General features: G+C 66.1%; 17 protein-coding genes and 1 pseudogene. 6 read left to right on the top strand and 12 right to left on the bottom strand.

Features of this window, described 5'->3' with window-relative positions:
- Nucleotides 1-227 precede the first annotated feature (227 nt).
- Nucleotides 228-2675 (bottom strand): glycosyltransferase family 2 protein, encoded by a 2448-nt coding sequence (locus D2T30_RS17735; RefSeq protein ID WP_164884351.1) that lies wholly within the window; start codon nucleotides 2673-2675, stop codon nucleotides 228-230.
- A 374-nt stretch (nucleotides 2676-3049) separates the two neighbouring features.
- Here D2T30_RS17735 and D2T30_RS17730 point away from each other — a divergent pair, with 374 nt between their 5' ends.
- On the top strand, nucleotides 3050-3841 hold the full coding sequence (locus D2T30_RS17730) for an MBL fold metallo-hydrolase (RefSeq protein WP_128210000.1): 792 nt from the start codon (nucleotides 3050-3052) through the stop codon (nucleotides 3839-3841).
- A gap of 61 nt (nucleotides 3842-3902) precedes the next feature.
- On the opposite strand, the gene D2T30_RS17725 is transcribed toward D2T30_RS17730, so the two are convergent.
- Entirely contained in the window at nucleotides 3903-4502 is a 600-nt protein-coding gene (locus D2T30_RS17725) for a nitroreductase family protein (protein WP_128182883.1), read from the bottom strand.
- A 720-nt stretch (nucleotides 4503-5222) separates the two neighbouring features.
- Between D2T30_RS17725 and D2T30_RS24160 the strand changes: the two are divergent.
- Both D2T30_RS24160 and D2T30_RS23705 read left to right on the top strand, forming a co-directional pair.
- A pseudogene (locus tag D2T30_RS24160) lies at nucleotides 5223-6176 on the top strand (MFS transporter); the annotation flags it as partial.
- 100 nt (nucleotides 6177-6276) lie between these two features.
- The gene (locus D2T30_RS23705; RefSeq protein WP_241651325.1) at nucleotides 6277-6729 is read left to right on the top strand and encodes an MFS transporter; all 453 of its coding nucleotides are present in this window, start codon (nucleotides 6277-6279) and stop codon (nucleotides 6727-6729) included.
- A gap of 25 nt (nucleotides 6730-6754) precedes the next feature.
- Here D2T30_RS23705 and D2T30_RS17715 read toward each other — a convergent pair whose 3' ends face one another.
- The 3 genes from D2T30_RS17715 to D2T30_RS17705 all read right to left on the bottom strand — a co-directional run bounded on the left by D2T30_RS17715 (nucleotide 6755) and on the right by D2T30_RS17705 (nucleotide 10272).
- Nucleotides 6755-8077, bottom strand: a complete 1323-nt coding sequence (locus tag D2T30_RS17715) for an NtaA/DmoA family FMN-dependent monooxygenase (RefSeq protein ID WP_128209985.1) — start codon at nucleotides 8075-8077, stop codon at nucleotides 6755-6757.
- A 14-nt stretch (nucleotides 8078-8091) separates the two neighbouring features.
- Entirely contained in the window at nucleotides 8092-8580 is a 489-nt protein-coding gene (locus tag D2T30_RS17710; protein ID WP_128209984.1) for an Lrp/AsnC family transcriptional regulator, read from the bottom strand.
- A gap of 510 nt (nucleotides 8581-9090) precedes the next feature.
- Nucleotides 9091-10272 (bottom strand): winged helix-turn-helix domain-containing protein, encoded by a 1182-nt coding sequence (locus tag D2T30_RS17705; RefSeq protein WP_206612996.1) that lies wholly within the window; start codon nucleotides 10270-10272, stop codon nucleotides 9091-9093.
- A gap of 154 nt (nucleotides 10273-10426) precedes the next feature.
- Here D2T30_RS17705 and D2T30_RS17700 point away from each other — a divergent pair, with 154 nt between their 5' ends.
- Entirely contained in the window at nucleotides 10427-11524 is a 1098-nt protein-coding gene (locus D2T30_RS17700) for a bifunctional transcriptional activator/DNA repair enzyme AdaA (RefSeq protein ID WP_128209983.1), read from the top strand.
- 80 nt (nucleotides 11525-11604) lie between these two features.
- Here the strand turns inward: D2T30_RS17700 and D2T30_RS17695 are convergent, their stop codons facing one another.
- Both D2T30_RS17695 and D2T30_RS17690 read right to left on the bottom strand, forming a co-directional pair.
- Nucleotides 11605-11997 (bottom strand): GFA family protein, encoded by a 393-nt coding sequence (locus tag D2T30_RS17695; RefSeq protein WP_128209982.1) that lies wholly within the window; start codon nucleotides 11995-11997, stop codon nucleotides 11605-11607.
- 61 nt (nucleotides 11998-12058) lie between these two features.
- Nucleotides 12059-13381 (bottom strand): NAD(P)/FAD-dependent oxidoreductase, encoded by a 1323-nt coding sequence (locus tag D2T30_RS17690; protein ID WP_128209981.1) that lies wholly within the window; start codon nucleotides 13379-13381, stop codon nucleotides 12059-12061.
- 268 nt (nucleotides 13382-13649) lie between these two features.
- Between D2T30_RS17690 and D2T30_RS17685 the strand changes: the two genes are divergently transcribed.
- Complete coding sequence (locus tag D2T30_RS17685) at nucleotides 13650-14519, top strand: DUF1194 domain-containing protein (RefSeq protein ID WP_128209980.1); 870 nt, start codon at nucleotides 13650-13652, stop codon at nucleotides 14517-14519.
- A 494-nt stretch (nucleotides 14520-15013) separates the two neighbouring features.
- Here D2T30_RS17685 and ssuD read toward each other — a convergent pair whose 3' ends face one another.
- The 5 genes from ssuD to D2T30_RS17660 form a co-directional block, all read right to left on the bottom strand.
- A complete protein-coding gene (gene ssuD / locus D2T30_RS17680) occupies nucleotides 15014-16177 on the bottom strand; it encodes an FMNH2-dependent alkanesulfonate monooxygenase (protein WP_128209979.1) in 1164 nt (387 codons plus the stop codon).
- 44 nt (nucleotides 16178-16221) lie between these two features.
- On the bottom strand, nucleotides 16222-16956 hold the full coding sequence (locus tag D2T30_RS17675; RefSeq protein ID WP_241651324.1) for an ATP-binding cassette domain-containing protein: 735 nt from the start codon (nucleotides 16954-16956) through the stop codon (nucleotides 16222-16224).
- Nucleotides 16953-17783, bottom strand: a complete 831-nt coding sequence (locus tag D2T30_RS17670; protein WP_128209977.1) for an ABC transporter permease subunit — start codon at nucleotides 17781-17783, stop codon at nucleotides 16953-16955. The genes D2T30_RS17675 and D2T30_RS17670 overlap by 4 nt, the downstream gene beginning before the upstream one ends.
- A 10-nt stretch (nucleotides 17784-17793) precedes the next feature.
- Nucleotides 17794-18762 carry an aliphatic sulfonate ABC transporter substrate-binding protein gene (locus tag D2T30_RS17665; RefSeq protein WP_128209976.1) on the bottom strand — a complete coding sequence of 323 codons (969 nt, stop codon included), beginning with the start codon at nucleotides 18760-18762 and terminating at the stop codon, nucleotides 17794-17796.
- A gap of 438 nt (nucleotides 18763-19200) precedes the next feature.
- Nucleotides 19201-20145: an exonuclease domain-containing protein gene (locus D2T30_RS17660; protein ID WP_128209975.1), complete on the bottom strand. Its 945-nt coding sequence runs from the start codon at nucleotides 20143-20145 to the stop codon at nucleotides 19201-19203.
- 367 nt (nucleotides 20146-20512) lie between these two features.
- Here D2T30_RS17660 and D2T30_RS17655 point away from each other — a divergent pair, with 367 nt between their 5' ends.
- Entirely contained in the window at nucleotides 20513-22747 is a 2235-nt protein-coding gene (locus tag D2T30_RS17655; protein ID WP_128209974.1) for a FepA family TonB-dependent siderophore receptor, read from the top strand.
- Nucleotides 22748-22761: the final 14 nt, after the last annotated feature.

Below are 22761 nucleotides of genomic sequence, written 5' to 3'. Positions count from 1 at the left end.
ACAATGACGCCGCTGATAAAATATTCACTCAGCCAAAGTCGAGGCAGGAAATGTCCGGGACATCAATGAATTCCATCGTCATGCGTTAACTACCCTGCCGGTTCATACGGATACCCTGATGGGATTATTTCTTGCTGCTATGCGGCATATGCGCAAGCGAATATCGCCGTCGGGATCATGTTGGGGATGGTTCGTAAAGACTTCGTAGCATCGCGACCACAAAGAGCCTAATTGTCATGCGGGGCCGGTCTGGCCGCCGATTTCCCCGCCGCAACGGCAGCCAAGGGATCGCGGCCCAGGGATTGGGCGAACAATTCGGGCGTCAGCGGCGTGCCGAGCGGCAGGACGAGCCCGTTCGGGGCCTGCCTGAGGCTGTCGCCCTGCGCGCCCAGATCGAAGCCCAGAACCGGCAGCCCCGTCGCCAGACATTCGTGGACGGTATAGGAAAATGTCTCGGGCCAGATCGAGGGCAGGAACCAGCAATCCAGCGCATAGCGGCGCGCCAGCTCGGCGATCTCGTCGCGCTGATAGGGGCCGTGGATCGTCATGCCGGGATGGGCATAGGCGGGGTCGATCTTGCCGATCAGCACCAGCCGGAAGCTCTTTCCCGTCCGCGCCGCCAGATCGCGCAGGATCGCCGCGCCCTTGTTGTAGCCGATGGCCCCCAGAACCCCGACGGTCAGCGCGGCCGATCCGCCCGGTGCGACGGGTGGCGGCAGATGCCCGGCCTCGTGCGGCGCGAGACGGATTTTCGGCGCCAGCTCGGGCCAGACGGTTTCCACATGCCGCCGGCTGTCCGCCGAGAAGACGATGATCTCCCGCGCCCGCCGGGCAAGCCGCAGCCATTCGGCGCGCCACTCGGCGATCCGCGCCGGACGCCGGCCGGAGGTCACCGGCAGCGCGGCATAGCATTTCTGGCACGCCTCCGGCCCCGGCAGCCCGCAATATTGCCGGTTCGCCCCCATCAGCGTGTAGGAGGGACACAGCGGCAGGTAATCGTGGAACAGGAAGGTCAAGCTGTCGCCGTCACGGGCGCGAAGCGTCAGTGTTTCGTCCAGACGGCGCATGAAGCCCAGTGGATCGCGCGCGCCCGCAAGGCAGGAATAGCCGATCGCCAGCGGCACCGGGATCTGCGCCAGCAGGCGGGCCATGTCCTCGCCTTCAAGGATGACGCGGGTGATCCCCTCGGCGGAATGCAGCTCGGCCAGCACAGCGCCTTCGGGGGCATCCCTTTCCTCGCTCGCATCGCGCAGCACCAGCGCGCCGTTTTCCTGCGCGATGTCCTCGGCGATCTGGCCGTTCAGCCACAGCTCGGCCCCGCCACCCCAGCGATGCGCCAGCCAGACCGGAAAGCCCCGCTCAGGCCGGTCCCGCCGCCCCGCCAGCAGCGCCAGCCCGACGGCAAGGCGCGGCCCCGCCAGCGGATCGCGGTCGCGGAACTGCTGCACCATCAGGTCATAGCCGGGATAACGGGCCGAGATGATCCGGTTGTTGGCCTGCACCCGCGCGGGCTTTTCATCGCCAAAGGAACTGCCGGAGCGGTGTTCGACGAACAGCGTTCCCGTGCCGACATGGCGCGCGCCAAGGGCCGCCGTGCGGCGGCACCAGTCGACCTCCTCGCCGTAGCCGCGGCCGAAGATCGTGTCGAGCTGCGGCAGCCGTTCCAGCCATTCACGGCGCATCGCCATGCAGAAGCCGACGCCGGTCGGTGCCTCGGCCCATGCGACGGTGCCGTCGAGGCGGGCGGCCATGCGGTCCGCGGCCTCCGCCTCGCCGGGGGCGAGGATGCGGGGGCGGCATTCGACCGGCGCGGCGAAAATCTCGGCGTCGTTGGACAGGGGGGTGACCGAGGCGATCTCGTCATTCTCGTGCAAGGCGCGCAGCAGCCGTTCGAGCCAGCCGGGCGGCACCATCGCATCCGAGTTCAGAAGCACGACATCATGCCCCGCCGCATGGGCAAGCCCGCGGTTCACCGTGCCGACGAAGCCGAGGTTTTCCGGATTGCGCAACAGCTCCGCCTGCGGATGGGCGGCGACCCATGCCTCGAGCAGGGGCCGGATGACCGGATCCGGCGAGGCGTCGTCGATGATCAGGACGCGATGCGGGCAGGTGGTGTTCCGGCCGAGGTGGTCGAGGCATTCCCGCACCAGATCGGCGGCATTGTAGACCGGCAGGATGACGATGGCCGGCCTGTCCTGCGGCACGGGCGGCGCGGGGCGGGGCGCGGGCGGCAGCCCGGTCGCCCCACGCGGGACCGGAATCCCGCCCGCGGGCGCGAGGATCGGCAGCAGGCTGCGTTCCAGCCTGTCACCCGCCTCGCTGTCGCCACGCAGGAAATAGGCGCGCAGATCGCGATGATGTTGCAGCGGAAAGGCCGCAAGGACCGTCGCGCAGCGCAGGGCCGCCAGAACATGATCGCGGCGGCGGCCGAGGAGGAACGTCACCGTCTCGCCGTCCTGCGCGGCATCGGCGATGGTCAGGTAGCGCGCCCCTTCGAGCACGGCCTGAAACTGTCCGTCCTGCCGGGGGAAAAGACTGGCGCTGGCCCGGTCGCTGACCAGCCGGAACGGCTGCGAGGCCTGCCCGCTGAGCGTGATGAAGCCATCCCTCAGGCTGATTTCGGTGATCTTCCCGCCCCCGGAAGGCAGCGCGATATTCCGCAGCTTTGCCCGCATGCGGATATGATAGAAGTGGGAGAGGACTCGGCGGGCGGCGTGATAGCGGCTGGCGGAAGGCATGTATCGTGGGCTTTCGATTTCGGCCACCGTATGGGTTCGGCGGGGGATGGGCAAGACCGCGGCGCGGCGAAGGAGCCGGGCTTTGGCCGCATGAGCGTGAAACTTTGGGGTAGGGCGGGCGATTTCGGCACAATACGCCGCCGCGGCCGGAAAAGTTTACGCAGGGGCAGGGCGGGCTGGTCCGAATCCCCATTTCGGGGCATGATCCCGGAGGTGATGCAGACGGGGATGGCGGAATGGCGATAGCGATCAGGCCGGAACGGATTGCGCGCCTTCGGGCCGGGGTGTTCGGCGCCGCCTTGCTTGCGGGAATGGCCGTGGCTTCGGCCGTCGCGGCGCAGGACCGCATTCCCAGCCATTGCATCGCGCTTGCCGGTCCGGTGCAGACGGGGCCCGAGCGGGTCTGGCCTGCGGGGTTCGGCGATCCCGTCGCGCAGGACAGCGTGCGGATTTCCTATATCGACCACGCGACCTTCGCCATCGAGGCATCGGGGAACGTGACGGCGGTGACGGATTACACCGGATGGCTCGGCGGGGCGGATGTCGTGCCGGATGTGGTCACGATGAACCACGCGCACAGCACGCACTGGACCGACCGGCCCGATCCGCGCATCCCGCATGTGCTGCGCGGCTGGCCCGAGGCCGGCCAACCGGCGGAGCACCGACTGGACCTTGGCGCGATGCTGGTGCGCAATGTCACCACGGACATCCGCTACTATGGCACCGAGGGGGTCGAGCCGGACGGCAATTCGATCTTCATCTTCGAGGCGGCGGGCCTGTGCATCGGCCATCTCAGCCATCTGCATCACGAACCCACGCCCGCGCAATATGCGCGGATCGGGCGGCTCGACGTGGTGTTCGCGCCGGTGGACGGGACGGTGACACTGGACCAGCCGTCGATGATCCGGGTGATGAAACGGCTGCGCGCCTCGGTGGTGATCCCGATGCACTGGTTCAGCGGACAGCGGCTGGAGCGGTTTCTGGACGGGATGCAGGAGGATTTCCTGATCGAGAGGCAGGGCGTCAGCTTCACCGAACTTTCGCTTGATACCCTGCCGCGCCAGCCGACGGTGCGGGTGCTGGAACCCGCGCTGCTGCCCTAGCCGGGCGATTTCCGCGAAGACGACGTGGAGGACGCCGATGGACGGCATCCTCCTGTCGGCCTCAGCCGAAGGTCTTGAAGCGGGTCGCGTCGTCGACGAAGGATTTCGGCCCCGGCTCCGCCACCGGCACGCCGAAGGGCATCTGCGCGCGCAGCTTCCACGAGGCGGGCAGGTCCCAGGTCGCGGCGATCTCCATATCCGGCAGCGGGTTGTAGTGTTGCAGGCTGCCACCGATCCCGGCTTCGGACAGTGCCGACCAGACCGCAAGCTGCGCCATCCCCGCCGATTGTTCCGAGAAGATCGGGAAGTTGTCGGCATAGAGCGGATACTGTTCCTGCAGTTTGGCGATCGTGTCGCTGTCCTCGAAGAACAGCACGGTTCCCGCGCCGGCGGCGAAGCTGTCCATCTTCTTGTCGGTCGAGGCGAAGGCCTCCGCCGGAACGATCTTGCGCAGGGTTTCGCGGATGATGTTCCACAGCTTCACGCTTTCCGCGCCGAACAGGATGACGGCCCGCGAGCTTTGCGAGTTGAACGACGACGGCGCGAGGCGGATCGCTTCGCGGATCAGCGCATCCACTTCGGCAGCGGGCAGCGGCAGGGTATTCGACAGCGCGTAATGGGTTCTGCGCTTTGTGAGAACCTCGATTTCCTTGTTCGGCACGTTCCGGCTCCTGATCGGTTGGTGTTGGTCCTGCTTCCGGATCCCGGCGCCGGGTCGGAAGATACATCCCGATCCGGTGAGTCAGGCCGGGACATCCGAGGCTTAGAAGCAGTCCGGGGGTTTGTGAACCGCGATCTCGTCATAGCTAACTTGACGGATGCGTTCAGGTCTGGCGGGCGGGGAGGTTTGTGGCGGCGCGGGATCGGGTCATGTCGGTCATCCGGTATCATCGGGCTGGCGGATGGGCCTTCAAAACCGAAATGCGCGCGTATGGAGGGGCAGCAGGGGGCCAGCCCCCTCGCGCGTTCCGCGCTCACCCCCGGGATATTTATGGAAAGATGATGGCAGGGAGGGCGCTCTGGGCGGTTCCGCAGCGCACTCATGGGAGGCTGGTTCAGGGGCGCGCGGGGCCATCGCCGGGTAGCAGCGCCGCGGATTCGGGGGCCTGCGGCGCTGGTCGGCGATCGGGTTGACCCTCGGGGGACGCGACGTTACCCTGAGTCCCGTCAATCAACGTTCCCCCTTGGATGCCCGGCATGATCTTGTCCGGGTGTGTGGCTGCATCATCTTTGGATTGATCGCGGCTTGGGGGATTCGACAATCATATCATGCCCTTACGGCGCCATATGTTCTCTCCGGGGACGGAGAGGATTCCAAGACGACTGGCTGAAGGGCATCCGGACAAACAATCGACCGACAGAAGGACGCTCAGATATCGATATGAATATTTCCGAAACGGAGCCGAAGACCGATTACAATTCACCCATCCCTTCCAAACCGAAAAGCGACGAATATCGTTTCGTGCTGCTGATCACGGCAGTGGCGACGATGGGGTCGCTCGCGTTCGGATATGATACCGGGGTCATCGCGGGCGCGCTGCCCTATATGACGCTGAACCCGTCAGAGGGCGGGTTGGGACTGAATCCCGTCACCGAGGGGCTTGTCACCTCGTCGCTGATTTTCGGTGCGGCGATCGGATCGCTGATCGCGGGCCGCTTTTCGGATCGCTACGGCCGGCGCAGGGCGCTGCTGGTGCTGGCGTTCATCTTCTTTTTCGGCGCGCTCGGCACGGCCTGGGCGCCCGATGTCCCGGTGATGGTGCTGATGCGGTTCCTGCTGGGGCTGGGGGTCGGCGGCGCCTCGGCCGTCGTTCCGGTCTTCATCGCCGAGATGGCACCGGCCAACCGGCGCGCCCGGCTTGTCACCCGGACCGAGATGATGATCGTCTCGGGCCAGCTCATCGCCTATGTCGCTAGCGCGGTTCTGGCGATCACGATCAACGATCACGGTGTCTGGCGCATCATGCTGGCGGTGGCGGCGGTGCCGGCGGCGCTGCTGTGGCTGGGCATGCTGACCGTGCCGGAATCGCCGCGCTGGCTTGCACTGCACAATCGCGAGGACGAGGCGCGCAGGATCCTGAGCCGCATCCGTCAGGATGAGGAAACGCGCGAGCGCGAACTGGCGGCCATGGTCGCGGCGACGCCCGATGGCGAACAGGCGGCCAGCTGGTCCCATCTGAAGGAGCCGTGGATCCGCAGCCTGCTGCTGATCGGGATCGGACTGGGCTTCGTGATCCAGTTCACCGGCGTCAACGCCTTCATGTATTTCACCCCGATCATCCTGCAATCCACCGGCCTTGGCACCGAGGCGGCGCTGACCGCCACCATCGCCAACGGAGTCGTTTCCGTCGTCGCCACGGCCTTGGGCATCTGGTTCATCACGCGCCATCCGCGCCACCATCGCCAACGGAGTCGTTTCCGTCGTCGCCACGGCCTTGGGCATCTGGTTCATCACGCGCCATCCGCGCCGCCGGATGCTGATGGTGGGGCTGACCGGCGTCATCGCGGCGCAGCTTGCCATCGGGCTGGTGCTGGAGCTGGTGACCCCGGGCCTTGTGCGGAGCTATCTGGCGCTGGCGTCGATCCTCGTCTTCCTGTTCTTCCATCAGGGGATGATCGCCACCGTCTACTGGCTGATGATGTCCGAGCTGTTCCCGCAGCGGGTGCGCGGGCTGATCGCCGGGCTCGCCATCGCCGTGCAGTGGCTGTTCAACGCGACCGTGGCCTTCTGTTTCCCGGTGCTGCTGCATCTGTTCGGATCGGGCACCTTTTTCCTTTTCGCGGCGATCAACGTGCTGTCGCTGATCTTCGTGATCCGCGTGGTGCCCGAAACCCGCGGCCGGTCGCTGGAAAAGCTTGAGGCGCATCTGGAAGAGCGCCTCAGCTGAACGGTTGCAAAGGGCCGCTGCCGTTTCAGAAGGACAGCAGGTTGTCGCGCAGATGCTCGAATTCGTATCTGCGCCGCATCAGGCCCTTGCGCTGCAGGGCGGGCACCAGCCCGTCCGTCAGGGTGGCGAGGGAACGGCGCGACAGATCGCCCAGTTCGATCAGGAAGCCGTCGCCGCCCGCGGTTTCCATCGCCTCGGCCATCTGGCAGGCGACGGTTTCGGGCGTGCCGACCAGATTGACGCCATAGCCCTTGACCGAATTGTCGATGACCGCCTCGCGCAGGGTGCTTTTGCCCGCGCGCATCAGGAAGTTCCGCAGCGAGCTTTGGTGCCCATTCGTCGTCAGCTCGCCCACCGGCTGATCGAGGTCGAAATCCGAAAAGTCGATGTTCGTGTGCCAGCCAAGCCGGGCGAGCCGCAGGTCGATGTTCTTTTCGGCGCTGACGCGGCGCTGTTCCAGCAGATACTGCGCCTGCTCCTCGGTTTCGGCGACGATGGGCGAGGCGAGGAACAGCACCTTGCAATGGTTCGGATCGCGGCCGTTCGCCACCATCTGGCGGCGGATTTCCGTGCGGTAGTCGCGCATCGCCTCGGGGCTGTTCGGCGCGGCGACGATCGTATCCGCATGGCGCGCGGCAAAGGCCATCCCGGGTTTCGAGCCGCCCGCCTGCGCGATCACCGGCGGATGCTGCACCGTCGGGCCGGAATTCAGCGGCCCGCGCGAGGCGTAGTATTCCCCCGTGTAGTCGATGGTATGCACCTTGTCCGGATCGAAGAGGACACCCGTTTCCTCACCCGCCGTCAGGCCGCCGACTTGGGCATCCGGCTCCCACGAATTCCACAGGCGCTTGACGATTTCCACATATTCCTCGGCCATTTCATAGCGCAGATCATGTTCGGGCATCGCATCCATGCCGAAATTCTGCGCGGCGAGGTCGGACGATCCGGTGACCATGTTCCACCCCGCGCGCCCGTTCGAGATCTGGTCGATCGAGCCGGTGATCCGCGCCGTGAGGTAGGGATGATAGGCGAAGGTCGACAGCGTCGGCACGATGCCGAGCCGGGTTGTGGACGCGGCCAGCAGCGTCGCCACGACAGAAGGCTCCTGCCGCGGGATGCACAGCCCGTTCTTCAGGAAGATGTCGCGCTTGCCCTGCCAGTTTTCGCCCACATAGATCGAATCCTCGATCAGCAGATAGTCGAAACAGGCGCGTTCGAGGTTCTGCGCCAGTTCCCGGAAGAAGCTGGCGCTTTTCCAGTCCTGTCCGATCGTGCCGATGAAGGGCGCGCCCCAGGCATGCACGCTGGAGCCTTGCAGGAAGTAGGAAAGATGGAAGGGTTGGGGCATGTCTGGTCCTGTGGTCAGTCTGTTGCAGGGAAGGGAGGCGTTTCGGCCATGCCGGCGACACCGCGCAGGCCCTCGAACTTGTAGGAACGCATGACGAGATGGCTTTGCGAATCCCGGATGCCCTCGACCGCGCCCAGCTCGACGAAGACGAAATCATGCAGGTCGCGCACCGTTTCGAAGAAGGCGCGGATCATGATGTCCCACGGTCCGGTGGTGACCGAGACGCTGTCGACGAAGGGATAGGACGCCAGCTTCTGCGCGACCTCGGCGATGCGGGGGCGGTCCACGTCGATGCCGATGATCGCCGCCGCCTCGTAGCCCAGACAGGCGGGATCGACGATGGCCGCGACCTTGAGCAGGCCGCTTTCGGTCATCGCCGCCATCTTCTTGCGCACGGTGGGTTCGGAAACCTCCGCCCGCCGCGCGATTTCGGAAAGCGGCATCCGCCCGTCCATCTGTAAGAGCAGAAGGATCCGTTTTTCGATCTGTCCAAGTTCTGTCATGCGTATGTTTTCCTCACATGTATTTCTGAATACGGAATAATGACTGTATTGAAGTTCCGCATATCGGAAAATTTCAGGATTTTATCTGTTGCTGCCGGAATATGCGATCCGGGACCATTCTGCCCGGGAATTGATCCGGGTCTGTCTGGTTCAGGCTCGGGGCGGCGAGGCGGAGCTTATGTCTCGGTCCGTTCGGGAGACGCGCGAAGCCGCAAGGGGGAACGCCGCGCAGGCCCCATCGAGGGGCCCGCGCGGCGGGGGCATTCGCCCCAGCGCCCTGTCCGTCGCGGGACCCCGGCGGGGAAGGGGGGCAGGTCATGCGGCGATCGCGAGGGCCGTTTCCCTTCGGGTCTGCCAACCCGGCATTGGCCTTTGTGAACCCGCATGGGGGGCGGTGAGCGGCTTCCATTCAGGGCCGTCACGGCGGAGAATATCGGGCGTTGCAATGCCTTTGCGGCCCACGCCAGTTTTCCGCATTATTGTATATTTATGCGGTTTACGTCTGCTTCGTCACGGTTTCTGCGGATTCTGCCGCTGCGGGACCGAAACCTCCGACAGGCCGAGCCATTGCGCCAGCAGCAGCAGTTCCGCCTGAAGCGCTTCATCCGTTTCGGCGGGGGCGTCCGGTTCGCGATGCACGGCAAGGACGAGAAGGCGCGCGCTCTTGCGGTCGGCCTTGAGGTCGACCCGCGCCACAAGGCGGTCGCCCAGCAGGAAGGGCAGCACGTAATAGCCATGCTGGCGCTTTGCCAGCGGAACGTAGATCTCGATCCGGTAGCGGAAGGCGAACAGGCGCTCGGTCCGGCCGCGTTCCCAGATCAGCGGGTCGAAGGGGGCGAGCAGGGCACGCGCCTCGATCCGGCGCGGACGGCGGGCCTCGCGGTGCAGAAAGGCGGGGGGCCAGCCGGGGACGGTCGCCGGGATCAGGACGCCTTCCTCGACCAGCGTGGCGATGGCGATCCGCGCGTCCTCCGGCGCGAGGCGGAAATAGTCCCGCAGCTCACCCGCCGTCGCGATCCCGAGCGCGCGGGCCGCGCGGTCGATCAGCTGGCGGTGGGCCTCGGCCTCCGGCGGGGTGGGGAGGGCGAGGATCGCCGCGGGGATCACCCGCTCGGTCAGGTCGTAGACGCGCTCAAAGCTGCGCCGCCGGGTGGCGGTGGTGATGTGGCCGGCGTAAAAGAGCCATTCGAGCATGGCCTTCGAGGCGCTCCATTCCCACCATCCCGTGCGGCTGGATTCGAAATCCGAGGCGGCGAGGGGCCCTTCCTGCCGGATGCGGTCCAGAACCGCCATCGCCTCGGCCCGGCGGTCCCGCGCGATGGCGCGCATGGAGGAATAGCCCGCAGCCCCCCGGTCGGCGCGGTCCATCCGCCAGCGCAGGAGCGGATGGGTCGCAAGCGGCAGCAGCGATGCCTCATGCGCCCAGTATTCGAATAGGCGCCGCTCGCCCCGGCGGCCCCATGCGGCGCGGTTGAGCAGGTCCCGATCATAGGCGCCGAGGCGCGAAAACGCCGGCAGGTAATGCGCCCGGGTCAGGACGTTCACGCTGTCGATCTGGTGCAGACCCAGCCGCTCGACCGTGCGGCGCAGATGGCCCTGATGGGGCGAGGCGGGCCGGGCGGTGCCGAACCCCTGCGCGGCCAGCGCGATGCGCCGGGCCTGCGCGGGGCTGATCTTTTCCTCTGGCGTCACGCTGTCCCCATGTTCCGAAGTCCCGGACGCATATTGAAACCATGCCGGCGGATGGTTTGCAACGATCCGCCCCGCGCGGGCCGGCGGGACGAAATCCCGCAATACGCGCCCGATTTTCGACCGACGGGGGTGCTGCGGGATGCTATGACAGGCCATGCTGTTCGATCTTCCAGACCACCACACCCTGTATCAGGCGCTGCTTGCCCGCGATGACCGTTACGACGGTCAGGCCTATGTCTGCGTCGCCTCCACCGGCGTCTTCTGCCGCCTGACCTGCCCGGCGCGAAAGCCGTTGCCGGAAAACTGCACCTTCCGCGCCACGATCGCCGAATGTATCGAGGCGGGGTTCCGCCCCTGCAGGCGATGCCACCCGTTGCAGGCCGCCGCCGGCGCGGACCCGGCCATCGCGGCGCTGCTGAAGGCGCTCGACGAACGGCCCGGCCTGCGCTGGTCCGAAGGCGATGTGGTGCGGATGGGCTACGATCCCTCGACCGTGCGGGGCAGCTTCAAGCGGCAGTTCGGGATGACCTTCCTTGAAATGGCGCGGCAGAGGCGGTTGCGGGAGGGGTTCGAGACGCTGGCCTTGGGCGGCAAGGTGATCGCCGCACAGCATGAGGCGGGGTTCGACTCGCCAAGCGCCTTCCGCGCCGCCTTTGCCCGCATCCTCGGCTGCGCGCCGGGGGCGCTGCGGCAGGACGGGCTGTTGCGCGCAAGCTGGATCGGCACGCCGCTTGGCGACATGATCGCCGTTGCCAGCGAAAGCCATCTGCATCTGCTGGAATTCGTCGAGCGCAAGGCGCTGCCGGCGGAGTTGCGCAAGCTGCGCGAAGCGACGAAGGGCGGCATCGGCATCGGGCGCACCCGGGTGACCGAACAGGCGGCGGCGGAATTGCGGGCCTTTTTCGAGGGGCGCGCGCCGGTGTTCACGACGCCGCTGTTTCAGGCGGGAAGCGTCTTCAGTCAGGCGGTCTGGGACGAACTGCGGCGCATTCCGGCGGGCGGGACCCGCAGCTATGCCGAGATCGCCCGCCGCATCGGCCGCCCCTCGGCCATCCGCGCCGTGGCGCGCGCCAATGGGGCCAATCAGATCGCGCTGATGGTGCCGTGCCACCGGGTGATCGGCGCGGACGGATCGCTGACCGGCTATGGCGGCGGGTTGTGGCGCAAACAGCGCCTGCTGGAGATCGAGCGCCAGTATGTGGCGGATGCCGGCGCGGACCTGCGGGAGCCGAGCCGGAGCGCGGGCGGATAGGGTGGCAGGGGGCGCCGCCCCCTCGGGCCTTCGGCCCTCACCCCCGGGATATTTATGGAAAAACGACGGCAGCGGGCGCGCTAATCCTCGAAGCGGCCGGTTGAGGCCCGATCATGGGTGTATCGTTTCGCAAGCGGAAAGGGCGGCAGCCAGGATTCGCGCCGGACGGTCCAGAGTTCATAGGTCGGCGTCAACTGATCCGGGGCGTCGAGCGCGCCCAGATTCACCTCGACCTCATCCCCGCTGCGCCCGAACACGGGCGAGCCGCAGCGGGGGCAGAAGAACCGCCCGTTATAGCCGCGCGTTTCGCCCTCGATCGTCACGGCGTCTTGCGGGAATATCGCGGAGGCGTGGAAAAGCGCACCGTGATGCTTGCGGCAATCGAGGCAATGGCACAGCCCGACCCGGTAGGGGCGGCCTGTCGCCACGATCCGCACATTGCCGCAAAGGCAGCCTCCGGTGAAATGGTCCATGCCGGCCTCCCCTGACCCCGTTGGCGGCAGGTTACACCGAACCGGGTCTTGTCGCCATGCCTCAGGCCGCCTGCGCCAGTTTCGGCCGCAGCCGCGCGATGGAAAACGGCGCGGGATCGACGATGGGGGTGGCCCCGGTGATCAGATCCGCCGTCAGCTGCCCCATCGCCGGGCCGATGCCGAAGCCATGCCCGGAACAGCCCGAGGCGATGAAGAAGCCGGGCAGGCTGGCGATCGGGCCGGCCACCGGCACGGCATCGGGCGTGACATCCATCACCCCCGCCCATTCCTGCACCACGCGCGCCTGCGCGAAGGCCGGGAAGGCCTGCCGCAGATTTTCCAGCGCCTTGCGGATGAAGGGCCGCGTCGGCGCGGGGTCGAGGGTGCGGATCCGCTCGAACGGGGTGGGGGCGTCGCCCGTCCAGTGCCGGGGCATGCGCAGCTCCTGCACGAAGTCCGGACCGATGCGCAGGCGCAGCTCGCGCCATGCGGTGACGAGAGAGGGCAGGTATTCCCCCATCAGGCGGAAATTGTCGGGCAGGATCGGCGTGATATTGGCGTTGCGCAGCGCGATCGAATAATCGCCGTCCAGCCGCTTGCGATAGGCGAAATGGCTGGCGCCCACCGGCATGTCGCTGAGCCCCGAGACCCCGGTCACCCGCGCCACCGTGCCGATCACCCTGAGCTGCGGAAAGTCGATGCCGAGGTTGCCGGCGAAGAGCCGCGACCAGACCCCGCCCGCCAGCACCACCTGCGAACAGGCGATGGCGCCGCGCTCGGTGACGACGCCGCTGACCCGGCCCGCGGCGGTTTCCACCGTGCGCACGGCGCAGCCGGTCAGGATCCGCGCCCCGGCCCTGCGCGCGGCCTCGGCCATCGCGGTCGTGGCGAGCCAGGGCTCGGCGCGCCCGTCGCTGGCGCAATGGAGCGCGCCGAGCAGCCCCGGCTGCGCGCCGGGCAGCAGAGCCTGCGCCTGTTTCGCATCGAGCATTTCGGCCTCGACCCCGGCGGCCGCGCCCTTCGCGTGCCAGGCGCCCCATGTCTCAAGATCGGCCCGGTCGTAGCACAGATAGCTGATCCCGGTTTCGCGAAATCCGGTTTCGGCGCCGACACGGGCGTTCATCCCGCGCCACAGATCGCGCGATGCGATGGCCAGCGGGATTTCCGCCGCGTCGCGGCCCAGTTGCCGCACCCAGCCCCAGTTGCGGGCCGATTGTTCGCCGCCGATCACGCCCTTTTCGCACAGCACCACCGGAATGCCGCGTTCGGCCAGCGTGAGCGCGGTCATCACCCCGATGATGCCGCCGCCGATCACCACGACCTCGGTCTGTTTCGGCAGGTCGGCATCCCCCTGGAACGGCGCGACGGGGATCGAAAGTGGCATGGCAAACCTCTGGCAGGACCTTGAACCGCGGACGGTCCCGGTTTGGCGCCGGGGGCGGGCGATGTCACGCGGTTTTCGCACCCGCCGGATCGCGCGGGGCGGAGTGTGCCGATTTCGCGGGCAACCGCCGCGCGGGATCCCGGCGAAATCTGCCCATCACGCGGGCGAGAGGCGGAATCTCGCCGCAATCCGGTGCCGCGCGGGCCTCTGTTTCCGGATCGGCGGAAACGTGAATTGCGATATGGGGGGAATCGGCGACACTTTTTGCATGAGCACATGTCAGGACGCCTCTCTTTTCACATTGCGGGTGACGGCGCTTTGGGCGATCGGCGTAACCGCAGCATTTTCGCAGACATCGGCGCCGGCGCCGGACATAGGTGTGGGGGTGGAGCTGGTTCTGGCCGTCGATGCCTCGCGGTCGATCGATTATCGTGAACAGATGATCCAGCGCCGCGGCTATGCCGAGGCCTTTCGCAGCGGCGCGGTGCAGAACGCCATCCTCAACGGTGGCTGGGGCCGGGTGGCGATCACCTATGTCGAATGGGCCGGGGTCTGGTCGCAATCGGTGATGATCCCCTGGACGCTGATCGACAGCCGGGCCGCGGCCGAGGCCTTTGCCGCCGAGATCGAGGCCGGGCCGCCGAACGGCGCCTCGCGCACCTCGATTTCCGCGGCCATCGACTTCTCTGTCGGGCTGTTCGAGAAGAACGGGTTTTCCGGCCTGCGGCGGGTGATCGACATCTCGGGCGACGGGCCGAACAATCAGGGCCGCGATGTGGCCGAGGCGCGCGACGCCGCGATCGCGCGGGGGATCACCATCAACGGCCTGCCTCTGATGACCAATGATCCGGACATGGCCTTTGGCGGCTGGGGCGATATCGCCGATCTGGACAAATACTATGCGGATTGCGTGATCGGCGGACCGGGATCCTTCCTGATCCCGGTCACCGATTGGGAGCAGTTCGCCGGGGCCGTGCAGCGCAAGCTGGTGCTGGAGCTGGCAGGCGACACGCCCGGGCCCGGACCCGGGATGACGGCGGGTCCGGAAAGGCTGATCCGGATCCAGAGTGCCGCCTCGGATTGCCGCGTGGGCGAACGGATGTGGGAAGACCGTCAGCGCCGCTGGGGCAACGAATAAAGGACGTTTCTTCCGGAAGGCTTTCGACCGGGACCGGGGCGTGTCCGGAGAGGGAGCAAGGGGGCCAGCCCCCTCGCGCGTTCCGCGCTCACCCCCGGGATATTTATGGAAACACGAAGGCCATTAGAAGGCTGCTGAAAAAGGATCTTGAGCAGGCATCAGCGCGAAAATCGTTCTGTATCTGGTGAAGATCGGCCTGAAATCCCGGCATTTCCCGCCAATTCAAGACAGACTTCCCAGTTTCCGGCCAAGCCTACCCTGTCACACCGACTTTTTGGTTAAGGCGTCAGTTACCAGATCCGACACTTCCGGACCTGCGGAACGGGCGGGGAGGCCGATGGCCGTGAAGGATAAAGGTCCGGCCCGGCTTCGCCGAGCGTCCCGGATCGGGTTTTTTCTGCTTTTCATCTTTCCTTAAATATCCCGGGGGTGAGCCCGGCACGGGCGAGGGGGCTGGCCCCCTTTCCCACTATCCACAGGCGCTCCCGCTTGGATCAGGACGCCGCCGCGGCCTTCATATTGCCGCCGTGACCGCCGCCGCCGAACACCTGCTTTGCCCCGAAGGATTGCCGCAGCGGCGGCACCGGGGCGTGAATGCCAAGCTCGGGGAACAGCAGTTCCGCCACGCGGTAGGATTCCTCAAGATGCGGATAGCCCGAGGCGATGACCGTATCGATGCCGAGCGCCTGATATTCCCGCAGCCGTTCCGCCACCGTCGGGGGCGAGCCGACCAGCGCCGTCCCCGCGCCCGAGCGCACCAGCCCGACCCCGGCCCAGAGGTTCGGCGACACCTCCAGCCGGTCGCGCCGGCCGTTGTGCAGCGCCTGCATCCGCGCCTGCCCGACGGAATCGGATTGGGCGCGCTGCACCTCCTGCGCGGCGGCGATGGTGTCGTCGGAGAGGTGGGAGATCAGCCGGTCCGCGGCCTCCCACGCCTCGTCGTCCGTTTCGCGCACGATGAAATGCAGCCGGATGCCGAAGCTGACATCATGGCCGCGTTTCGCCGCCGCCTTGCGCACATGGGCGATCTTTTCGGCGACCTGCGCCGGGGGCTCGCCCCAGGTCAGGTATTTCTCGGTGATGCCGGCGGCGAAATCGATCCCGGCATCGGAGGAGCCGCCGAAATACAGCGGCGGGCGCGGCTGCTGCACCGGCGGCAGTCCAAGCCGCGCGTCCAGCGCGCGGATGTATTTGCCGTCCAGATTGGCGTGGCCGGTCTCCATCAGGCTGTTGAACACCTGAAAGAATTCGTCCGCATGGTCGTAGCGTTCGTCATGGCCAAGGAAGACGCCGTCCCCCGCCAGCTCCTGCGCCGATCCGCCGACGACGATGTTCAGAAGCAGCCGCCCCCGCGACACCCGGTCGAGCGTCGAGGCGAGCCGCGCGTAATAGGCGGGCGAGGCGGTGCCCGGCCGGATCGCCACGAGGAACTTCAGCCGTTCCGTATGGGCGGCCAGATCGGCGGCGAGGATGAAGCTTTCCTCGCAGGCGACGCCCGTCGGGATCAGCACCCCGGAATAGCCGAGCCGGTCGGCGGCGGTGGCGATTTCGCGGAAGTAATCGGGATCGGTGGGGCGGCTGAGCTGGTCGGTGCCCAGATAGCTGCCATCGCCGGACGAGGGAATGAACCAGAGGAAATCGAGGGGTTTGTCGGTCATGGGACTGTCTTTTCTCTGTGTCGCGCCGGGGCGCGGGGAATGGGTCAGGCGGCGTTGCGGCCGAGCAGCCTGTCGAGGATTTCCTGTTCATAGGCCGCGACTTCGGGCGACCCGTGACGGCGCGGACGCGGCAGGTCGATGGTCAGGTCGAGCGCGACATGCCCTTCTTCCAGCAAGATCACCCGGTCGGCGAGGATCACCGCCTCGGCCACGTCATGGGTGACGAGGACGGCGGTGAAGCCCTTCTCGCGCCAGATCCGTTCCAGAAGCTGCTGCATCTCGATCCGGGTCAGGGCGTCGAGCGCGCCAAGCGGTTCGTCGAGCGCGAGGATCGCCGGTTGCCCCACCAGCGCGCGGGCCAGCGCGACGCGCTGGCGCTGTCCGCCCGACAGGACGGATGGCCATTCGCTGCCGCGATCCGCCAGCCCCACCTCTGCCAGATAGTCGGCGGCACGGGCATTCGCCGCCGCGCCCTGCGCGATGCCGGTCAGCCCGACGGCGACGTTTTCCGTCACCCGTGCCCAGGGCAGCAGGCGGGGTTCCTGAAACATGATGCGGGTGCCGGCGGCGCCGCGCGCGGCCTCGCCCCGGGTGATGCGGCCGCCATCGGGCTGGTCGAGCCCGGCCAGCAGGCGCAAGAGCGTGGACTTGCCGCAGCCCGATTTGCCGATGATGGCGACGAACTGGCCCTCGGGGACCTCAAGGTTGATGCCGCGCAGGACCTGCTTCGATCCGAAGACCCGCTGCACGCCCTGAAAGGTGAAGGCGGTGGACATCATGCGTCCTTTCTCTGAAAGGCGGGGTGCCATTGCAGCGACAGGCTTTCGGCGAGGCGCGCGAGACTGTCGGCTAGTTTCCCCAGCAGTGCGTAGATCAGGATCGACAGCACCACCACGTCGATCTGCATGAATTCGCGCGCCTGCATAGCCATGTAGCCAAGGCCCGAATTGGCGGCGATGGTTTCCGCGACGATCAGCGTCAGCCACATGATGCCAAGCGCATAGCGCAGCCCGGTGAAGATCGCGGGCAGCGCGCCCGGCAGGATCACCCGCCAGAACAGGCGCGAGGGGCTCATGCCGTAGATGCGGCCCATTTCCGTCAGTTGCGGGTCGATCCCCTGAATGCCCAGCAGGGTGTTCACGTAGATCGGGAAGAACACGCCAAGCGCGACGAGGAAGATCTTTGCCTCTTCGCCGATGCCGAACCACAGGATCACCAGCGGGATCAGCGCCAGATGCGGCACGTTGCGGATCATCTGCAGCGTCGTGTCGGTGACGTCGCGCGACCGGGACCAGAGCCCGTTCGCCAGCCCGAAGGCAAAGCCGAAGCCGCCGCCGATGACGAAACCGATCAACGCGCGCTGCGTGCTGATGGCGATGTTGTGGACAAGCTCGCCCGACAGCAGCAACTGCCAGCCCGCCGCCAGCACCTCGGACGGGGCGGGCAGGACGTTTTCGGTGATGACGCCGGTGCGGGACAGCGCCTCCCACAGCAGGACGATGATCAGCGGCAGCACCCAGCCGATCAGGCCGCGCGGGGCCAAAAACCGAAAGGGCGCGCCGCGCCCTTTGGTCTTGGTGTCGGTTTCCGTGGTTACAGCGGTCATGCCGGCCTCCTCACGCCTTTCCACCGGACCAGACCGCATCCGCGACATCGATCTGCTTCGGGATCAGACCGATGCGGTAGAAGCGGTCGGCGGTGGCCTGCTGCCCGGCGATGATCTCGGGCGTGATGGGGGAAACGCCGAAATCCTGCCGTTCGGCCGCAAGCTGCTGCGCGGCCAGCGGAACGCCCGTCACCTCGTGCAGGGCCTGCGCGACCTTGTCGCGGTTCGCGGCGGCCCAGGCGGCGGATTCGCGCAGCGCGTCGAGCGTCTTGTGGATGATCTCGGCATTGTCGGGCGGGAAATCCCGGTTGGCGAGGAAGTAGCTGTTCACCGTCAGCACATCCGCCGTGCGCACGATCACGGTGGGTTTGTAGCGCACCTCGGCGATGGCGAAGAACGGGTCCCAGACGGCCCATGCGTCCACCTTGTCGGCGGCGAAGGCCGCGCCCGCATCGGCGGGGGACAGGTAGACCGGCTCGATATCGGTGAATTGCAGCCCGTTCGCCTCAAGCGCCGCGACGACGAGGTTGTTGGAGCTGGTGCCCTTGCCGAAGGCAACCTTCTTGCCCTTCAGATCGGCGACGGTGGTGATGCCCGAGCCGGATTTGGCAAAGATCGCCTCGCCCTTGCCACTTGGCGGGAAGGCCGCGATGTAGGAAATCGCCGCGCCGGAGGCCTGACCGAAGACCGGCGGCGCATCGCCCGTCCAGCCAAGATGGATCGAGCCGACGTTCAGCGCCTCGACCAGCGGCGGCCCGGCCGAGAATTCGACCCATTCGACACCGGTGCCAAGCGGTTTCAGCGCCGTCTCGATGGATTTCTGCTGCTGCGCGATCACCGGCAACCCGGTTTTCTGATAGCCGATCTTCAGCGTCTTGACCTGCGCCGCAAAGGCAGGGGCGGCGCCGAACCCCATGGTTGCGGCCCCAAGGCCCGCGATGCTGGCGATGCTGAACTGACGCCGTGTCAAACTGTTCATTTTGTCCTCCGGCCGTTGTTTCTGGCGGCTATGCAGGGACGTTGCAGCGAAAATCCTATCACGAGTCAATGAATCGTTATTTTTGCGGGGCCAGCGATGCGGGGGGCGTGCAAACCGGCGCGGGTCTTCCGGATCGTTGAATGATATCAATGCGTTGAAATGAATCGCGCATCCCTGCCATGCGGACGCCCGTGGCATGTCATTCTCAAGGGGGCGGAGCGCGGAGATAATTATTCTCGCAGCGCGCCCCAGAACGCCCGGAATATTCATCCCCCCGAATGCCCAACGGATGTGCAACGCCTCATGGCGTGCCGGCAGCCTGCCGAAAGCGGTTGCGGGACGCGGTTCGGGGGACGGTCTGCCCGCCATTCCGCGAAGGCCAGACGCACTGTCCCCGGGCCTTTCGGGGCCGGCGGCGAAGGGCAGGATCGCCGGCGTCTATTCCGGGCGGGGATCGACCAGCGCCCGGAACACGCTTTCATCGATGATCCGGATCGGATAGCCCGCCGCGCGCAGCTGTTCGGCCTTGCGCAGCTTGGTGCTTTGCAGGGCCGTGGCCGGGTCCGGCCCGACGACCAGATGGGTGGTCCGTTCGGTGACGCCCTGCGCCACCTCCATCCCCACGCGGGCGGCCATTTCCGCGGCGCGGTCGCGCGGGAGGCCCAGAGTGCCGGTAAAGACCACCACCGCGCCGGCAAGCGGGCCTTCGGGATCGGCCACCGGGACGGGCCGGGCCGCGCGCGTCCGCGAGGTGGGGCGGGCCGCGGTCAGTTGCTCGAACGGCAGCGCCAGACGGGTTTCGGCATGCAGCACCACCAGCGCCGCGGCACGGGCATCCTCGCCCGCGTCATGGTGGTGGAAGTCCAGCCGCAGGACCCACTTGAGGTTCGCCAGCCCATGACCGCCATTGCCCTTCAGCTCGGGCCAGGCGCGGCGGGCGATGGCGACGCTGTCGCTCCACCGCAGGGCGGGCGGCTCTATCCCGTGGGCGCGGCAGGCCGCCTGAATCGCCAGCCTGTCGAAATTGCTGTGCTGGATCAACGGATGCGCGCGCAACAGCGGCAGCAGCAACGCCAGCGCCTGCGGAAAGCCCGGCGCATCCGCGACATGGCCGGGGCCGATGCCATGCAGCCGGATGTTGAACGGATCGAAGCGGGTGCCCGGGTTCACCAGCATCGAAAAGGTCCGGATCCCGTTGTCCGGCAGGACGCAGGCCAGCCCGATCTGGCAGATGCTGCCGGCATCGCCGCAGGCGGTTTCGACATCCAGCGCGACGAAGCGGAAATCGCCCTCGGGCGGGGTTCCAAGATGCCCGAAGTCCCTCCGCCGCGGCGTGTCCTGCGGTTTCGGCGGTGGGCCGGGGAGGGGGTCGAGGGGCGTCATGAAACCTGCCTTGCGCATGTCGGCCGGGGGCCTCGCATAAAGGCGGACCCGGAAAAACCCTTTTATCCGATCATCGTCCGGGATGACAGATCCCGCGCCCCGCAGGCGATTCCCCCGGTGCATGAAGGGCCGCCGGATCGCCCGGCACGATCACGGCGCGACGGGATTTCATCCCCGCCGAAGCGTCCCCGAACTGCCGCCGATCCCGGCAATCGGACTGCCGAATGACGAAAACGACACAGTGGGCGGCATTTCGACATGATTTTCAGAGAATTCAGTTGCGCTTGTCGTTTCACGGATGTTTGAACCCCCGTGACAGCCCGCCACGTGCCAGCCAACGATTCAACTTCATTTGCAGGAGCACGGGATGGCGACTTCCAGTTCGCGTCTGGCCTCGGGCACGGCCCTTTCCCTTTTGATGTCTGTCGGAATTTTCACCGGTGTGGCCGTCGCGCAGGAAGCGTCTGTCGACGACGAAACCACGCTCGATACGATTGTCATTTCCGCCGAGCAGCAGACCAAGCAATCCCTGGGGGTGTCGAACATCACAGCGGGCGATCTGGAACGGACGCCGGTGGTGAACGACATTTCGGAAATCGTGCGCAAGATGCCGGGCGTCAACCTGACCGGCAACACCACGACCGGCCAGCGCGGCAACAACCGTCAGATCGACATTCGCGGCATGGGGCCGGAAAACACGCTGATCCTGATCGACGGCAAGCCGGTGCTGTCGCGCAACTCGGTGCGGATGGGCCGCATGGGCGAGCGCGACACCCGCGGCGATTCCAACTGGATCGCGCCGGAACTGATCGAACGGATCGAAGTCATCCGGGGCCCGGCGGCGGCACGTTATGGCTCGGGCGCGGCGGGCGGTGTGGTCAACATCATCACCAAGCGTCCCGAAACGGCGATGGGGCAGGTTTCGGTGCGCTACAATGCGCCTCAGCACAGCGACGAGGGCGATACCAAGCGTGTCAACCTGATGTATGCGCTGCCGCTGACGCAGAACCTGCATGCGCGTTTCAACGCGAACTGGAACAAGACTGAGCCTGACGCTTTCGACATCAACGCGGATGCGGTTCTTGAGGAAGGTGGAACCGCGACCAATGTTCCTGCCGGGCGCGAAGGCGTCGAGAACAAGGACTTCAGCGCACTTCTGACCTGGGAACCGGTCGATGGTCAGTCGCTTGATTTCGAATTTGGCTTCAGCCGTCAGGGCAACCTCTATTCCGGTGATTGCCAGCTTTCGAACTGTTCTGAAACCGAGTTGATCGAGAACCTCTACGGTAAGGAAACCAACAAGATGTATCGCCAGAACTTTGGCGTGACGCATCGCGGTGACTATGCCTTTGGCGAATCGTTCAGCTATCTGCAACTTGAACGCACCCGCAACACCCGCCTGCCCGAAGGGTCGGCTGGTCGTGTGGAAGGCCAGATCAACACGGATGAGTTCAAGACCATCAAGCTCGACACGCTTTCGGGCAAGTCGGAATGGATCCTGCCCGGCAATATCGGTGGCAAGCACTTGTCGCTGACACTCGGCGCGGATTTCCGCTACGAGAAGATGGACGACTCCGTTTCCAACACGCAGTCGATCACTGGTACGATCCCCGGCACGATCTCGGACCCCGCCGACCGCGACCCGAAAACCGAACAAACAGTCGTGGGGGTCTATGCCGAAGGTAACATCGTCTGGAATGAATCGCTGACACTGACTCCCGCGCTGCGGCTCGATCATGGCGATACGTTTGGCGATAACGTCTCGCCCAGCCTCAATGCCACCTATCAGTTGAATGACAGCTGGCAGATGAAGGCCGGTATCGCCCGTGCGTTTAAGGCGCCGAACCTGTATCAGCTGAACCCGAACTACGTCTACACGTCGATGGGGAACGGCTGTACCGGCGAGTATACCAATGTCGGTGCCACCGGTCGGCAGTGCTATGTCGTCGGCAATCCGGATCTGAAGCCGGAAACCTCGGTCAATACCGAAATCGGCGTCGCCTATGACAGCCTGAATGGTACGACCGGGACGCTGACCGCGTTCCACAACGATTTCCGCAACTACATCATGGGCGGTATCACCCCTGTCGGTACCTTCAATAATGGCACCGACGATCTGCGCTACTACAAGTGGGAAAACATCCCGCGGGCCAAGATCTCTGGTCTTGAAGCCAGCTTCACCCACGACTTCCGCGAGGATGTGCGCTTCGCGGTCAACGCGACCTACATGATCCAGTCGAAGAACGAGACGACGGGCGATCCGCTGTCGCTGATCCCGAAATACACGATCAACGCTTCGGTTGACTGGATGGTGACCGAGCAGTTCACGGTGACGCCCTCGGCCAGCTTCTATGGCAAGACCAAGGCGCGGACCTACAGCTGGAACACCGATGAGGAGATCACCGACACGACTGATCTGGAACCGCGTGACCCCTATGCGATTGCGAACATCAACCTGAAGTATGACTTCGCAAACGGGGCGACCCTGATCGGCGGTATCACGAACCTGTTCGACGAACGGCTGGAGCGCACCGGCAACGGTGCCAATACCTACAACGAGCCGGGACGCGCCTTCTACATCGGTCTGACCAAGACGTTCTGATCCGGCGGATCTGA

This window comes from Paenirhodobacter populi (genome assembly GCF_004022215.1).
Classification (GTDB): Bacteria; Pseudomonadota; Alphaproteobacteria; order Rhodobacterales; family Rhodobacteraceae; genus Rhodobacter; species Rhodobacter populi.
The sequence above is the reverse complement of the archived record's forward strand: the minus strand, read 5'-3'. Positions and strand labels throughout refer to the sequence as shown.